Origin of the sequence: Nonomuraea sp. NPDC050328 (assembly GCF_044459405.1) — a bacterium.
Classification (GTDB): Bacteria; Actinomycetota; Actinomycetes; order Streptosporangiales; family Streptosporangiaceae; genus Nonomuraea.
The window spans coordinates 463,895-478,157 of the sequence record NZ_JBITIW010000002.1; the positions used below are offsets into that span (position 1 = coordinate 463,895).

Annotated in this window: 19 protein-coding genes; 9 read left to right on the forward strand and 10 right to left on the reverse strand. The window is 73.1% G+C overall.

What is annotated here, in order from left to right:
• Both ACIBG7_RS08300 and ACIBG7_RS08305 read right to left on the reverse strand, forming a co-directional pair.
• Positions 1–201: a ferredoxin gene (locus tag ACIBG7_RS08300; protein WP_357927044.1), complete on the reverse strand. Its 201-nt coding sequence runs from the start codon at positions 199–201 to the stop codon at positions 1–3.
• Complete coding sequence (locus tag ACIBG7_RS08305; RefSeq protein ID WP_357927042.1) at positions 198–818, reverse strand: helix-turn-helix domain-containing protein; 621 nt, start codon at positions 816–818, stop codon at positions 198–200. The genes ACIBG7_RS08300 and ACIBG7_RS08305 overlap by 4 nt, the downstream gene beginning before the upstream one ends.
• Positions 819–926: 108 nt before the next feature.
• Between ACIBG7_RS08305 and ACIBG7_RS08310 the strand changes: the two genes are divergently transcribed.
• The gene (locus tag ACIBG7_RS08310) at positions 927–1,709 is read left to right on the forward strand and encodes a class II aldolase/adducin family protein (RefSeq protein ID WP_397335632.1); all 783 of its coding nucleotides are present in this window, start codon (positions 927–929) and stop codon (positions 1,707–1,709) included.
• A 21-nt stretch (positions 1,710–1,730) separates the two neighbouring features.
• Here the strand turns inward: ACIBG7_RS08310 and ACIBG7_RS08315 are convergent, their stop codons facing one another.
• Both ACIBG7_RS08315 and ACIBG7_RS08320 read right to left on the reverse strand, forming a co-directional pair.
• Entirely contained in the window at positions 1,731–2,360 is a 630-nt protein-coding gene (locus ACIBG7_RS08315; RefSeq protein WP_397335946.1) for a formylglycine-generating enzyme family protein, read from the reverse strand.
• A gap of 25 nt (positions 2,361–2,385) precedes the next feature.
• Positions 2,386–2,967: an AAA family ATPase gene (locus tag ACIBG7_RS08320; RefSeq protein WP_397335633.1), complete on the reverse strand. Its 582-nt coding sequence runs from the start codon at positions 2,965–2,967 to the stop codon at positions 2,386–2,388.
• A gap of 79 nt (positions 2,968–3,046) precedes the next feature.
• Here ACIBG7_RS08320 and secY point away from each other — a divergent pair, with 79 nt between their 5' ends.
• Positions 3,047–4,321, forward strand: a complete 1,275-nt coding sequence (gene secY, locus ACIBG7_RS08325; RefSeq protein ID WP_357932149.1) for a preprotein translocase subunit SecY — start codon at positions 3,047–3,049, stop codon at positions 4,319–4,321.
• 7 nt (positions 4,322–4,328) lie between these two features.
• Here secY and ACIBG7_RS08330 read toward each other — a convergent pair whose 3' ends face one another.
• Genes ACIBG7_RS08330 through ACIBG7_RS08340 form a run of 3 tightly spaced genes read right to left on the reverse strand, consistent with a single transcriptional unit; the run spans position 4,329 to position 6,880 of the window.
• A complete protein-coding gene (locus ACIBG7_RS08330; RefSeq protein ID WP_397335634.1) occupies positions 4,329–5,000 on the reverse strand; it encodes a response regulator in 672 nt (223 codons plus the stop codon).
• A complete protein-coding gene (locus ACIBG7_RS08335; RefSeq protein ID WP_397335635.1) occupies positions 4,997–5,929 on the reverse strand; it encodes a sensor histidine kinase in 933 nt (310 codons plus the stop codon). The genes ACIBG7_RS08330 and ACIBG7_RS08335 overlap by 4 nt, the downstream gene beginning before the upstream one ends.
• Before the next feature lie 45 nt (positions 5,930–5,974).
• The gene (locus ACIBG7_RS08340; RefSeq protein WP_357932141.1) at positions 5,975–6,880 is read right to left on the reverse strand and encodes an aryldialkylphosphatase; all 906 of its coding nucleotides are present in this window, start codon (positions 6,878–6,880) and stop codon (positions 5,975–5,977) included.
• A gap of 115 nt (positions 6,881–6,995) precedes the next feature.
• Between ACIBG7_RS08340 and ACIBG7_RS08345 the strand changes: the two genes are divergently transcribed.
• Entirely contained in the window at positions 6,996–7,430 is a 435-nt protein-coding gene (locus tag ACIBG7_RS08345) for a TIGR02611 family protein (RefSeq protein WP_357932138.1), read from the forward strand.
• Here the strand turns inward: ACIBG7_RS08345 and ACIBG7_RS08350 are convergent.
• Positions 7,421–7,741 (reverse strand): GroES family chaperonin, encoded by a 321-nt coding sequence (locus ACIBG7_RS08350; protein WP_397335636.1) that lies wholly within the window; start codon positions 7,739–7,741, stop codon positions 7,421–7,423. The two genes, ACIBG7_RS08345 and ACIBG7_RS08350, sit on opposite strands and share 10 nt — an antisense overlap.
• A gap of 84 nt (positions 7,742–7,825) precedes the next feature.
• Between ACIBG7_RS08350 and ACIBG7_RS08355 the strand changes: the two genes are divergently transcribed.
• Genes ACIBG7_RS08355 through ACIBG7_RS08365 form a run of 3 tightly spaced genes read left to right on the forward strand, consistent with a single transcriptional unit; the run spans position 7,826 to position 9,930 of the window.
• On the forward strand, positions 7,826–8,668 hold the full coding sequence (locus ACIBG7_RS08355) for an NAD-dependent epimerase/dehydratase family protein (RefSeq protein WP_397335637.1): 843 nt from the start codon (positions 7,826–7,828) through the stop codon (positions 8,666–8,668).
• Positions 8,661–9,341, forward strand: coding sequence for a spherulation-specific family 4 protein (locus tag ACIBG7_RS08360; RefSeq protein ID WP_397335639.1), 681 nt, complete (start codon positions 8,661–8,663; stop codon positions 9,339–9,341). The genes ACIBG7_RS08355 and ACIBG7_RS08360 overlap by 8 nt, the downstream gene beginning before the upstream one ends.
• Before the next feature lie 4 nt (positions 9,342–9,345).
• Complete coding sequence (locus tag ACIBG7_RS08365; protein WP_397335640.1) at positions 9,346–9,930, forward strand: DUF1349 domain-containing protein; 585 nt, start codon at positions 9,346–9,348, stop codon at positions 9,928–9,930.
• Here ACIBG7_RS08365 and ACIBG7_RS08370 read toward each other — a convergent pair.
• On the reverse strand, positions 9,896–10,834 hold the full coding sequence (locus tag ACIBG7_RS08370) for an endonuclease/exonuclease/phosphatase family protein (RefSeq protein ID WP_397335641.1): 939 nt from the start codon (positions 10,832–10,834) through the stop codon (positions 9,896–9,898). The two genes, ACIBG7_RS08365 and ACIBG7_RS08370, sit on opposite strands and share 35 nt — an antisense overlap.
• A 52-nt stretch (positions 10,835–10,886) precedes the next feature.
• Between ACIBG7_RS08370 and ACIBG7_RS08375 the strand changes: the two genes are divergently transcribed.
• Positions 10,887–12,140: an ArgE/DapE family deacylase gene (locus ACIBG7_RS08375; RefSeq protein ID WP_397335642.1), complete on the forward strand. Its 1,254-nt coding sequence runs from the start codon at positions 10,887–10,889 to the stop codon at positions 12,138–12,140.
• Here ACIBG7_RS08375 and ACIBG7_RS08380 read toward each other — a convergent pair.
• A complete protein-coding gene (locus ACIBG7_RS08380) occupies positions 12,137–12,475 on the reverse strand; it encodes a rhodanese-like domain-containing protein (RefSeq protein ID WP_397335643.1) in 339 nt (112 codons plus the stop codon). The two genes, ACIBG7_RS08375 and ACIBG7_RS08380, sit on opposite strands and share 4 nt — an antisense overlap.
• 37 nt (positions 12,476–12,512) lie before the next feature.
• Here ACIBG7_RS08380 and ACIBG7_RS08385 point away from each other — a divergent pair, with 37 nt between their 5' ends.
• Both ACIBG7_RS08385 and ACIBG7_RS08390 read left to right on the forward strand, forming a co-directional pair.
• A complete protein-coding gene (locus ACIBG7_RS08385; protein ID WP_357932117.1) occupies positions 12,513–13,109 on the forward strand; it encodes a helix-turn-helix domain-containing protein in 597 nt (198 codons plus the stop codon).
• 88 nt (positions 13,110–13,197) lie between these two features.
• Positions 13,198–14,256, forward strand: coding sequence for an iron-siderophore ABC transporter substrate-binding protein (locus ACIBG7_RS08390; protein ID WP_397335644.1), 1,059 nt, complete (start codon positions 13,198–13,200; stop codon positions 14,254–14,256).
• Positions 14,257–14,263: the final 7 nt, after the last annotated feature.

Consider the following 14,263-nt stretch of genomic DNA (forward strand, 5'->3'; position numbering starts at 1 on the left):
TCACACCTCCCGCAGCAGGTCGATGGCGCGTTCCGGGCAGTTCTGGGAGGCCAGCCTGGCCTCGCGTTCGTGCTCGGCGGAGACCGCGCCGTCGCCGGCGACCTGCCCGTATCCCTCCTCGTCCTCGGTGAACAGGCCGGGGACCAGGTCGTAGCAACGACCGTGTCCCTGGCAGCGGTCAGGGCTGATCTGCACTCTCACGGCTGGGCTCCGCTCTGTGGGATGTCGGCGCGGGGTGGCGCGAGGGCGGCGACGACCCGGCCGAGCAACGCCGACCAGGCCTCCTCGTCCACCTGGTGGAGGTCGGACGGAAGCAGCGCACTGCCCATCGTCAGCACGAGGCAGAAGTGCGCCAGAGCCGCGGGGGACAGACCCCCGTCGATCTCGTCGCTGTGCTGGGCCAGCTCCACCAGGCCGGACAGGAACCCGGCCCGCTCGCCCACGTAGTCGCGCATCGGCCCGGCGACCTCCTCGTCCCGCCGGGCCGCCACCAGCGCCTCGACGATGAGGTAGCCCAGCGGCTCGCGCCGCCGCGGCAGCCCGCGCCCGACCTCCAGCAGCAGGTCGGTGATCGGCCGGTCGGGCTCGGCGGCCAGCAGGCAGGCCAGCATCCGCGGCCCGTGCGCCCGCAGCGCCGCCACCAGCAGGTCGGCCTTGGAGCCGAAGTGGGCGTAGAGCGCGCCGTTGCTGACCCCGGCCGCGGCCGCGATGTCCGCCACCCGCGTGCCGTCGTAGCCCCGCGTCGCGAAGGCATCGGCGGCGGCGTGCAGCAGCCGTTCGCGGGTCTCCGCGGCGGTCACTCCGGCTATGCGGCCCATGTCCGAATTAAAAAGTCGTTCATTTGATTTCGTCAAGAGCCTCGCTTCAAGCCAGAAGAAGATTCGGGTACCGTGACCGGCAACCGCCCACTCCGCGCCGGAGGCCTCGTGAACCTCGACCCCGTCCCCGCCGACCAGCTCACCTTCCGCCTGCCGCAGACCTTCGACACCGTCGAGGAGACGCGCCGTCATCGCCAGGAGCGGCTGGTGGCCGCGTTGCGGCTGTTCGGCAGGTTCGGCTTCGAGGAGGGAGTGGCCGGGCACATCACCGCCCGCGACCCCGAGCACCTCGACCACTTCTGGGTGAACCCGTTCGGCATGAGCTTCAAGCACATCAAGGTCAGCGACCTGATCCTGGTCAACCACGAGGGGCAGGTCGTGCACGGCCGGTACCACGTCAACCAGGCGGCCTTCGCGATCCACGCGATGGTGCACCAGGCCAGGCCCGACGCGGTGGCCGCCGCCCACTCGCACTCGGTGTACGGCAAGGCGCTGTCCTCCCTCGGCACGCTGCTCGAACCGCTCACCCAGGACGCCTGCGCCTTCTACGAGGACCACGGCCTGTTCGACGACTACACCGGCGTCGTCGTCGAGACCGAGGAGGGCCGGCGGATCGCCCGCGCGCTGGGCTCGCACAAGGCGGTCATCCTGCGCAACCACGGCCTGCTCACCGTGGGCGACTCGGTGGACGCGGCCGCGTGGTGGTTCATCACGATGGAGCGCTCCTGCCAGGCCCAGCTCCTGGCCAAGGCGGCCGGGCCGACCGTGGCCATCGACCACGACCAGGCCAAGCTCACCCACGGCCAGATCGGCAACGACCTGGTCGGCTGGATCAACTTCCAGCCGCTGTACGACCAGATCGTCCGCTCGGAGCCGGACCTGTTCGACTGACCGGCCGCGGCCTCAGCGGCCTCAGCGGGCGACGCGGAAGCCGACGTCGTCGATGACCAGGGTGGGGTGGCTGCGCCGCCGCACCGAGGCGCGGCAGCTCCAGTGCTCGTCGAACCAGCCGCCGCCGCGCAGCACCCGGTAGCCGCCGTAGACCTCGGCGTCGTAGACGTCCCAGCACCACTCCCAGACGTTGCCCAGGGTGTCGGACAGCCCCCAGGCGTTGGGCCGCTTCCCGGCGACCTCGTGCACCCGGCCGCCGGAGTTGCCGCGGTGCCAGGCGATCTCGTCGAGCTCGCCGTAGCGCGCCGCGGTGGTGCCGGCGCGGCAGGCGTACTCCCACTCGGCCTCGGTGGGCAGCCGGTAGCCGTCGCCGGGCAGCCGCTCGGCGCTGTGGCCCTCGACCCGGTAGACGGGGGTGCGGCCCTCGGCCGCCGACAGCGCGTTGCAGAAACGGACCGCGTCCAGCCAGGAGACGTTCTCGACCGGCAGCCGATCGCCCGTGGCCGCGCTCGGGCGCAGGCCGGTGACCTCGGCGTACCGCTCCTGGGTGACGGGCGTCGCGCCGAGGTGGAAGGCGTCGACCTCGACGGTCCAGCTCCGGCTGGTGCGGCGGTCGGACAGCGTCACCCGGCCGGGCGGCAGGGCGATCAGCTCAGCGCTCGTCCCAAGGCTGGTTTCAGGGCTGGTCCCATGGTTCGTCCCAGGGCTCGGCTCGGTGCTCGTCATCGGCTGCGAGCTTAGCCCCCAGCCGCCGGTCCACCTCCAGGTGCGGGACCACCGGCGGCTCGTCGACCCGGATCGCCCTGGTCCAGGCGTCGAAATCGGCCAGCTTGGCGGCGTCCTCGGCCCGGCCGCGGCTGCGCAGCCGCTCGCGCAGGGTCGCCGCGTCCGAGCGGACCCACACCAGGTGCACGGGCGGGCCGCCGAGCTGCTCCACCCACTCGCGCCACAGCTCGGCGTCGTGGATCTGCGAGGTGAACGGGCCGTCCAGCATCACCGGGCAGCCCCGCGAGCGGATCTCGCGCGCCAGCCGGGTCAGCCCGCCGTACTCGTGCCGCTTGACGTGCTCGTCGTACCACGGCCCCTCGCGCTCGCCGAACGGCCTGCCGTACGCCTCCAGCACCGCCGCCACGAAGCCGCCGTAGACGACGTCCTTGTCGAGCAGCGCGGGCACGGGGTCGAGCCGCGTGAGCAGCTCGGCGGCGACGGTGGACTTGCCCGCGCCGGGCGGGCCGCTGATCACCCATGCTGGAACCATGCGGCCTACGCTATTTCGCGTACGGCGGTGCCGCGCCTGAGCGGACGACCCGCGCGCGTGCCGCGGCCAGACTCGCGGCATGCTGCTGACCGCCCTGCGCCTGCCCGATCTGCGGAAGAAGATCCTCTTCACCCTCGGGGTGATCGTGTTGTTCCGGTTCGGGCAGGTCCTGCCCGCCCCCGGGGTGGACGTGGTCGCGGTACGGCAGTGCGCCGCCGGAGCCAAGGGCGGCGTCTACGACATGCTCCAGCTCTTCAGCGGCGGCGCGATGCTCCGGTTGTCGGTGTTCGCGCTCGGGGTCATGCCGTACATCACCGCCAGCATCCTGATGCAGCTCCTCGGCACCCTGATCCCGCGACTCGACGCGCTGCGCAAGGCGGGCGAGACCCGCAAGCTCACCCAGTACACCCGCTACCTGACCGTCGGGCTGGCCGTGCTGAACGCCGCCACGGTCGTCACCATGGCGGCCACCGGGCAGCTCATCGGCAACTGCGCGACCCCGCTGCTGCACACGACCAGCCCGTTCGCGCTGGTGGTGCTGGTGCTCACCATGGTCGCCGGGGCCTGCGTGGTCATGTGGCTCGGCGAGCTGATCACCGACCGGGGCATCGGCAACGGCATGTCCCTGCTGATCTTCACCCAGGTGGTCGCGGTCTTCCCGTCCTACCTGTCGAGCATCTTCGTGATGAGCCCGTTCGCGCTGGCGGTCATGCTGGCCAGCGGCGTCTTCCTCGTCGCCGCGGTGGTCTTCGTCGAGCAGGCGCAGCGGCGGGTGCCGGTGCAGTACGCGCGGCGCATGGTCGGGCGGCGCGTCTACGGCGGGAGCAGCACCTACATCCCGCTCAAGGTCAACCAGGCGGGCATCGTCCCGGTGATCTTCACCTCGTCGTTGCTGTACCTGCCGGTGCTGCTCCAGCCCGTGCTCGGCGACTGGGTGGCGGTCTACCTCATGCGCGGCGACCACCCGGTCTACATGCTGGTGTACACCGCGCTGATCGTGTCCTTCGCCTACTTCTACGTCTCGCTGACCTTCAACCCGGTCGAGGTGGCCGACGCGATCCGGCGGCAGGGCGGCTTCGTGCCCGGCCTGCGTCCTGGCCGGCCGACCGCGGCCTACCTGGGCTTCGTGCTGTCGCGGCTGACCGCGCCGGGGGCGGCCTACCTGGCGGCGTTGTCGCTGATCCCGCTGATCGCCTTCGCGGTGCTGCGCGATCCGGCGACCCAGCAGAACTTCCCGTTCGGCGGCGCGACGGTGCTGATCATGGTGGGCGTGGGGCTGGAGACGGTCAAGCAGGTCGAGGCGCAGGTGCAGCAGCGCGACTACGAGGGCCTGCTGCGCAACGGCGCGCTCTGACCCCGGGCTACGGCTGGGCGAGGCCGGCGCGGATGGCGAAGACGACGAGCTGGGCCCGGTCGCGGGCGCGGAGCTTGACCATGGCCCGGCTCACGTGCGTGCGGACCGTGTCGGGGCTGATCACCAGCTCCCTGGCGATCTCCTCGTTCGACAGGCCGCCGGCCACCCACGCCACCAGCTCCCGCTCGCGCGGCGTCAGCGTCTCGATCCCCTCGACCGGCGCGGCCTCGCCCCGGCCGCCGAAGCGGGCGATGACCTTGCGGGTGATCGCCGGGGAGAGCAGCGCCTCGCCGGCGGCGACGACGCGGATCGCGTTGATCAGTTCCTCGGGCGGGCTGTCCTTGAGCACGAAGCCGCTCGCCCCGGCCTGCAGGGCGGCGAAGACGTACTGGTCGAGGGCGAAGGTGGTGACCATCACCACCCGGGTCGCGCGCAGGGCGGGATCGGCGGCGATGGCCCGGAGGGTCTCCAGGCCGTCGAGGCCGGGCATCTGGATGTCGAGCAGCAGCACGTCGGGCCGGACGCGGGCGAGCAGCGCCAGCGCCGCCCGGCCGTCGGGGGCCTCGCCGGCGAAGCTCAGGCCGGGCTCGCTGTCGATCAGCGCCCGCAGGCCCATCCGGACCACGGCCTGGTCGTCGGCGACCGCGACGGTGATGCCGGCGGGGTCGGGGGCGCTCACGTGGCCGGGAACCGGGCGAGGACCCGGAAGCCGCCGCCGTCGCGTGGGCCGGCGCTGAAGTCGCCGCCGGCGGCGGTCACCTGGGCCCGCATCCCGGCCAGGCCGCGGCCTTCGCCGCCGCCGTCCCAGCCGCGGCCCCGGTCGGCCACCTCGACGACGAACTCGCACGGGTCGGCGGCGAGCCGTACCAGCGCGGTTTCGGAGCCGGCGTGCCGCAGGACGTTGGTCAGGGACTCGCGCACCACGCCGAAGACCGGCTCGCGCAGGTGGGCGGGGATGGCGGGGGCGGACTGCTCGACGGCCACCTCCAGCCCGGCCGCGCGCACGCCGTCGAGGAGCCGGGGCAGGTCGCCGGGCTCCACGGGGGCGCGGTCGAGCTCGTCCAGGGCGCCGCGCAGCCGGGTGAGGGCCTCGGCGCTGGTCGCCCTGATGGCCTCCAGGGAGGCTCTGGCCTGGGCGGGGTCCTGCTCCAGCAGGCGCAGGGCGATCCCGGCCTGGAGGGAGATGGCGGCGAACCCGTGCCCGGCCACGTCGTGCACCTGCGCGGCCAGCCGGGCCCGCTCGGCCGCCAGCGGATCGGCGGAAGACACCGCGGATCCGGCGGGCTCCCCGGAAGAACCAGGAGGCCCCGCTGTGAAGCCGGCTGGCTCCCCGGAAGAACCAGGAGGCCCCGCCGCGAAGCCGGCGGACTCCACCGGAGGGCCGGAGGGCAGGTCGGTGCGGGCGGCGCTGGTGACGGTCGCGGCGGGCGGGGCCGGCGGCTGGAGGCTCTCGGTGGCGGTGCGGGCCGCCGCGGCGGCGAAGGGCCACGGGACGGCGAGCCAGCCCGCCCAGGCGAGCATGGCGACCGCGGGCAGGTCGCCCACGCGGGAGACGGCCGCCAGCGACCTCCGCAGGCGGCCCGGACGGGCCTCGCGCAATCCCCCCATGGTGTCCCCGATCCTAGCCACCCGGGCGGGCGGCCGCGGCCCGGGTCAGGAGCCGGACAGCCAGCGCAGCGGGTTGTCGCGGGTGATCGCGGTGATCTGCTCCTCGGCCACGCCCGCCTCGCGCAGGCGCGGCAGCAGCAGGTGGTACAGGTGCGCGTACCCCGGCCCGGCGTAACGCTGGATCTGCGCGACCCGGCTGACGCCGGAGCTGAGCAGGATGCGGTCGCCCAGCCCGTCGGCGAGCAGGCCGAGCGCCAGCGGCAGCGGGTCGGCGCCGCCGATGGAGGTCAGGGCCACGTACGCCCCGGCCTCGGCCAGCTTGCGCGCGACGGCGACGTCGTCACCGGTGTAGGAGACGCTGATCCGCGAGCCGGGCACGCCCTCGCCGATGAGGATCTCCAGCAGGCCCAGCCCGTCCTGGCCGTGGGTGGCGATGGGCAGGTGGGAGGAGAGCGAGGCGCGGGCGGCGGCGACCAGGCACCGCTCCTCGACCGCGGTCGGGGTCGCGCCCCAGCAGCCGACGGCGCCGATGACGCCGGGGAAGACGCCGGTGCCGTCCAGCCCGGAGGTGATCTCGAACATCAGCCGCGAGGTGAGCTCCTCGACGTCGGCGTCGCCGGCCTGGACGAACGGCTCGGCGAACAGGCCGGTGGCCGCGATGACCGGCACGCGGCTGCCGGAGGAGATGCGGACCAGGGAGGCGGCGTCGCGGCCCGTGCCGATGCAGCTCAGCTCGACGACCAGGCCGAGCTGGTCGGACTGGCGCAGGTCGCGCAGCTCGGCGGTGACCGCCTGCTCCTCGTCCAGCCAGCGGTGCGGGTCGGAGTCGATGCCCACGGCCCAGCGCAGATCGGTGCGCAGGCGCTCGTGGGGGAGCACGGTCCCGTGCAGGGTGGAGACGCGGATCGGGCCGGTGACGGCGCGGAGCATGACCTCGGGCATGCCAGACATTAACCGAAAAATCGTGAAAACTTACTACCTGAGCGGAAAGCTTTACCGAGGAAACGGTTAGTCGGGACGAGTGTGCATCAACCGGGTTGCAAGTCGTGGCTCGTATCCTGGAGTCGTGGCCGTTAAGGAGACCGGAGACGCCGACCAGCTCAAAGACGAGGCTGCGCGGCGTTCACCCATACACACGTGGCTGGAGCGGGTCCGCTCGACCCGCACCGGCGCCCTGACCCTCAAGATCGTCATCGGCACCATCGGCGCCGTGATGGTGGTGGGCGGGCTGATCATGGTGCCCTTCCCCGGCCCCGGCTGGCTGGTCGTCTTCGCGGGACTGGCGGTGCTGGCCACCGAGTTCCACTGGGCGCACCGGCTGCTGGAGTTCGGCAAGCGGGTGCTGCACGCCTGGACGGAGTGGTACAAGCGGCAGGGCTGGACGGTCCGCATCATCGTGCTGCTGGTGACCCTGGCCACCATGGCCGCGATCATCTATCTGGGCATGAAGAGCATCGGCATCGACCTCGTCCAGGTCGGTCACGACCTGCTTCAGAGGTAGAGCCCCGTGCCGTGGTCGGTCTCCTGGGTGGCCACGGCGTGCAGGTCGCGCTCGCGCAGCACGAGGTAGGTCGTGGCGTGCAGCTCGACCTCCATCTGGTCCTCCGCGTTGAGCAGCACCTTGTCGCCCACCTTGACGGTGCGGACGTTGGCGCCGACGCCGCAGACCTCGCCCCAGGCCAGGCGGTTGGGCGTCTTGACGGTGGCGGGGATGACGATGCCCGCTCCGCTCCGGCGCTCCTCGGCCTCCTGCTCCAGCCGGATCATCACCCGGTCGTGCAGCATCTGGATCTCGAATTTCGGGTCTGGCACACCACGTAGTGTAGGCCCCCGGACATTTGCGCAGGTAAGTGTCTTCGCCGGTGCATGATCTCCCTGGTCGGTTATAACCGTCCGGTGATTGTGCTGCTCGGGGGATCTGGATTCATCGGCCGTCACGTCGAGGCCGCGCTGCGGGAACTGACCCCGCAGGACGTCGTCGTCCTGCCGAGGGGGGAGGACCCGCGCCCGCTCGCGCCCAAGGTCGTGATCAACTGCGCCGGGGCCACCCGCGGCACGCCGGGCGAGCTGGTGGCCGCCAACGTCGTGCTGGTCTCCCGGCTGCTGGCGATGATCGAGCCGGGCACGCGGCTGCTGCACGTCGGCAGCGCGACCGAGTACGGCCGGGTGCCCATGGGGCCGCCGGTGACCGAGGAGACGCCGTGCCTGCCGGTCACCCCCTACGCGCTGACCAAGCTGACCGCCACCGAGCTGATCCGCGCCTCCGAGGCCGAGGCGACGGTGCTGCGGCCGTTCAACGTCGTCGGGCCGGGCGCGACGATGGTCGGCAAGCTGGTGCGCGACCTGCGGGCGGGCGGCGACCTCGTGGTCGGCGGGCTGGAGCTCTACCGCGACTTCGTGGACGTGCGGGACGTGGCCCGGGCGGTGGCCCTGGCGGCGCTGAGCGACGAGAGCCTGCCGCCGGTGCTCAACCTCGGCGGCGGGGAGGCGACAGCCGTACGGGATCTGGTGTCCACGCTGGTCGAGCTGGCCGACCCCGGGCGGCGGGTGACGCCGGGGGAGACCGCGCCGGAGGCGGTGCCGTGGTTGTGCGCGGACGCGACGGCCGCCGGTCAGGCGCTCGGCTGGCGCCCGGAGATCAGCCTGCGCCAGGCCCTGCAGCACGCCTGGGAGTTCACCGGCGAGGCCGCCGGACAGCAGGACGCCCCGCGCGAGCCCGAGGAGGCCGGCGATGAGTGAGCCGGCGAGCCGGCTGCTCGCGGCGCCGGTGCCGGCCTGCGTGCTCGCCTACTTCCACCCCGGCCAGGGCGGCGACGCCTGGCGGCGGCTGCTGGCGCACCCGCCGCGCATGGTGGTGCTCAACCTCGGCGACGGGCCCGGCGAGGCCAAGGACCCCGCCTTCCCGCCGCTGGTGGCGCGGCTGCTGGCGGCCGGCACCGAGGTGCTGGGTTACGTCGACACCGACTTCGGGCTCCGCCCGGTGGCCGAGGTCCGCGCGGACCTGCGGCGCTACCGGGCGTGGTACGGCGTGCGCGGCGTCTTCCTCGACCAGACCGCGGCGGGCGAGGACCGGCTGGGCCACTACCGCGAGATCGTCGACGGCGTGCGGGGCACGATCGTCCTCAACCCGGGCGTCTACCCCGACCCGCGTTACGCCGACCTGGCGGACGTGCTGGTCACCTTCGACGGGCCGCTGTCGGCCTACAAGGCGATGCGCGAGCCGGCCTGGGCCCGCTCGCTGGCCCGTGGCCGCTTCTGCCACCTCGTCCACGACGTGCCCTCCCGCCAGCTCGAACCGACGATGCGCCGGGCCGTGCGCTTCGCCGGTCTGGCCTACGCCACCGACCGCTCCGGGCCGCAGCCGTGGGGTGATCTTCCGGCTTACCACGGCAGGCCGCTCGTGGCAGGATGACGCCATGATCATGGCCTTCGGCACGACCGGCTGGCAGTGGATCAACCCGCCCCGCGAATGGGTGGCCGACGGGGGCCTGCGGGTCTTCTGCGATCCCGGCACCGACCTGTGGCGCCGGACGCACTACGGCTACGTCTACGACACCGCCCACCTGTTCGGCCGGGTCCTGCCCGGCGACCTGCGGCTCACCGCCACCTTCGCCGGCGAGTACGGCGAGCAGTACGACCAGGCCGGGGTGGTGCTGCGCATCGACGAGCGCACCTGGATCAAGGCGGGCGTGGAGTACGTGGACGGCGGCCTGCACCTGAGCACGGTCGTCACCCGCGAGGTCTCCGACTGGTCGGTGCTGCCGCTGCCGGGCGCCGCCGGGCCGGTCACGCTCGACCTGCGCCGCGAGGGCGACGCGGTCTTCGTCCGCTACGGCCTCGACGGCGCCGAGCCGGAGGAGATGGTGCGCCTGGCCTACTTCCCGCCGGAGCAGCCCGCGCTCGCCGGGGTGATGGCGGCGGCTCCGGCCGGCAAGGGCTTCCCGGTGCGTTTCACCGACGTCCGCCTCACCGAGGGCCAGATCCAACGGCCGGCAGGGTGAGGGCGGCGAACACCGCGCGGTGGTCGGTGCCCGGCACGGTGACCGCCTCGAAGGCGGTGACGCCGATCCGCCGGTCGGCCAGCACGTGGTCGATGGTCACCCCGGGCACCGGACCGTAGGCCAGCATCGGCCAGGTCGCGGTGAGCCCGTGCCCGGTGACCTCGGCGGCGTCGCGGTAGCCGCTGTCCAGCAGCTCGCGCAGGTGCCCGTGGTCGAGGGTGGCGTTGAAGTCCCCGGCCAGCACGGTCAGCCGCGGGCCGCCCCGGGGCAGCGCCCGCAGCCCGTCGCGCCAGCAGGGCAGCCGGGTCTCCGGCTTGGGCGCGCACGGATGCACCGAGACCAGCTCGAACTCCGGCCCACCGGCCGGCCGGACCAGCGCCCGGCTCTGCCGGAACGCGCCGAACTCCAGCATCGGCAGCTCGCTCAGCGGGTGGCGGGAGTAGATCGCCGAGCCGACCGCCCCCGGCGTGGCGCGCTCGACCGCGTGCGGGAGCAGCTCGCGCAGCGGCGCCAGCCGCTCCCGGGACTCGGCGGTGAGCTCCTGCACGGCGAAGACGTCCGGCCGCAGCCGCCGCACCAGCGCCAGGACGGCCTCGGGGTCGGCCACGCCGAGCATGAGGTTGGCCGACAACACCCGCAGCGGCCGCCCGGTGGCGTGCTCGCCGTCCGGGAGGTAGCGGGGCGTCACGGCGCCGGCGAGCACGAGCGTGGTGACCAGCAGCACGCCGGTCGCCACCCGGTCACGCGCCAGCGTCGCCGCCAGGAGGGTGAGCGCCGAGCCGAGCGCGACGTACGGCGTGAAGGCCACGAGGGCCACCCACGCCCACGGCCCCTCCACTCCCGAGGTGCGCAGGAGTGCCCAGACCGCCAGGAGGGCCGCGACCGGCCAGAAGATCCATCTCATGTCGTGGTATCTCCACTCGCGCGCGGACCGGTTCGTCCCCCAGGATGGCGGCATGCACGTTGCCGAAACCAGAATCCTCGACGCGATCGACGACGCCGAGACGGTGAACCTGCTGGCCGACGCCATCCGGGTGCCCAGCGTGACCGGGACCGACGCCGAGTCGGAGCTGCTGCACCACTACGCCGGGCTGTTCGGCGAGGCCGATCTCGACGTGGACCTCTGGAAGCTCGACCTGGAGCGGTTGTGCGCCCGGCCGGACTTCCCCGGCATCGAGGCGCCCAGGAGCGAGGGCTACGGTCTGGTCGGCGTGACCGAGGGCGAGGGCACGCCTGCCCTGATCCTGCAGGGGCACGTGGACGTGGTGCCCACCGGCGACCTGACCAAGTGGAAGGGCAGCGACCCGTTCGCGCCGCGGATCACCGGCGACACGCTGCATGGGCGCGGCGCGTGCGACATGAAGGCCGGGCTGGTGGCCAACCTGGCGGTGGTGCGGGCGTTGCGGCGCTCGGGGATCCGGCTCGCCCGGCCGCTGGCGCTGCACTGCGTGATCAGCGAGGAGGACGGCGGGCTCGGCGCCTTCGCGACGCTGGCCCGCGGGCACACCGGCGAGGCGGCGGTGATCACCGAGCCGACCAGCGGCACCGTCATCACCGCCAACGCCGGGGCGCTGACCTTCCGCATCGAGGTGCCGGGCCGGGCCGCGCACGGCGCCTCGCGGCAGGAGGGGGTCAGCGCGATCGAGGTGTTCTGGCCGCTGTTCCAGGCGATCCGGCGGCTGGAGGGCGAGCGGAACCGCGACCTGCCCGCGGTGTTCGCCGGGAACGCGCTGCCGTACCCGATCGAGGTCGGCACCGTGCGGGCCGGCGACTGGTCCAGCAGCGTGCCGGACCTGCTGGTGGCCGAGGGGCGGCTGGGGGTGCGGCTGGGCGAGGACCCGGCCGAGGCGCGCGCCGCCTTCGAGCAGGCCCTCGCCGAGGCGGCCGGCTCGTGGCTGCGGGACAACCCGCCGGTCGTCACCTGGCCGGGCGGCCAGTTCGCCAGCGGCCGACTGCCCGCGGGGCACGAGCTGCTGGACCAGGTGAACGCGGTCGTGGCCGAGGTGCGGGGGAGCGTCCCGGCCGAGTCCGCCGCGCCGTACGGGAGCGATCTGCGGCTGTACAACGGCGGCGGCATCCCCACCCTGCACTACGGGCCCGGCGACGTGCGCTTCGCGCACGCGCCGCGCGAGCAGGTGGAGCTGAGCGAGCTGCGCGAGGTGACCCGCGCGCTCGCCCTCCTGGTGGTACGGCGCTGCGGCATCCGCTAGACGGCGACCCCGCTCTCGACCGGCAGCCCGGCCTCGACCCAGTCCTGGATGCCCTCGCGGTACTTGCGCACGTCGGTGTAGCCGAGCGCGAGCAGCTTGCGGGCGACCGCCTCGCTGTTGGGGCAGGCCGGGTTGGAGCAGTAGGTGACGATCGCCGCGTCGCGGTCGGGCAGGAGCTCGGCCGCGCGCGCGGTGACCTCGCTCTCGACGAGGGCCACGGCGCCGGGCAGGTGCTGCTGGGCGTAGTAGTCGCCGCCGAGCGCGTCGACCACGGTCACCGTGCCGGCCTCGATGGCGGCGCGCAGCTCGGTGCGGCTGATCAGGGGTGTGGACATTGCGGCCTCCGAACGAAGTGGACTACAGTCCGTTTTTGTGGATGCCTCAGAAATTAGCGGACCGCAGTCCGCTTCGTCAAGGCCGAAGGAGCGGGCCGACGCCGCGCGCAACCGGGAGAAGGTGCTGAAGGCCGCGGCCAAGCTCTTTCGCGAGAAGGGCGTGGCGGCGGTCTCGATGGACGCGGTCGCCGCCGAGGCGGGCGTCGGCAAGGGCACCCTGTTCCGCCGCTTCGGCGACAAGTCCGGGCTGGCCGTGGCGCTGCTCGACGCCCGGGAGCGCGAGCTGCAGACCGCGATCCTGTCCGGCCCGCCGCCGCTGGGCCCCGGCGCGCCCGCCCGCGAGCGGCTGGCCGCCTTCGTCTCGGCCTATCTCGACTACCTGCTCGCCCACCTCGACCTGGTGCGCATGTCGGAGACGGCGAGCCCCGGCGCCCGCCAGCGCATCGGCGCCTACCGCTTCTGGCGGCAGCACGTGGCGATGCTGCTGGCCGAGGCGGCGCCGGAACGGGACGCCGGCGCGCTGGCCGGCGTGCTGCTCGCCGCGCTGTCGGCGGAGGAGGCCGGCGCGCTGGTCGAGGAGTGCGGGGAGGGGCGGGCGCGTGCGGCGATAAGCGACATGGTGGGGCGAATGTGAAGGATCGGGGCTAGGTAGGTTAGTCTTACCTAAGTTCGGTTACCCCCTGTGGGCGCGCTCCGCCGTGCCACAAGGACAAGGATCACGCATGTCGCTCAGCTTCCCCCGCAAGCTCGCCCTGGCGGCGGCCGTCACCTCGGCGCTCGCCCTGGCCGGTTGCTCCTCCGCCACCCCCTCGGCCCAGCCGAGCGCCTCGGCCCCCGCGCCGGCCGCCTCCAGCGCCGCGCCCGCCGCGGCCTTCCCGGTCACCATCGACAGCGCCCTGGGCCAGGCCGTGATCCCCGCGGAGCCCAAGCGCGTGGTGACCCTCGGCCAGGGCTCGGCGGAGACCGCGATCGCGCTCGGCGTCGTCCCGGTCGGCATCGAGAGCTACGCCTGGGGCAGCGACCCGAAGACCGGTTACCTGCCGTGGATCCACGAGGCGGTGACCAAGGCCGGCGCCACCCTGCCGGTGCAGTTCGACGGCGGCGAGAACATCGACGTGGAGAAGATCGTCGAGCTCGACCCCGACGTCATCCTGGCCCCGTGGTCCGGCGTGACCAAGGAGCAGTACGCCGTCCTCAAGGACATCGCGCCCACGGTCGGCTACCCCGACCTGCCCTGGAGCACGAACTGGGACGAGCAGATCCAGATCGTCGCCAAGGCGCTCGGCAAGGCCGAGGAAGGCCCCAAGCTCGTCGAGCAGGTCAAGAAGCAGCTCGCCGACGCCGCCGCGACCCGCCCGCAGTACCAGGGCAAGACCTTCTCCTACATCTACACCACCGGCCCCGGCACGCTCGGCGTCTTCAAGCCCACCGAGCAGCGCGCGGCCATGGTGAGCATGCTCGGCCTGACCCCCGACCCGGTCGTGGAGACCTTCAAGGAGACCGAGGGCACCGACTCGGCGATCATCGGGCTGGAGAACGCGCAGAAGCTGAAGGACAGCGACGTGATCTTCACCTTCTACACCGACGAGAAGACCCGCAAGGAGATCGAGGCGCAGAAGCTCTATGCCGAGATCCCCGCGATCAAGCGCGGCGGCGTCGTCTACAGCCACGACGCGCCCTTCGTCACCGCCTCCTCGATCATCACCCCGCTGACCGTGCCGTGGGTGATCGACAAGTACCTGCCGCTGATCGACAAGGCCGTCGCCACCGCCGAGAAGTGACCCTCAC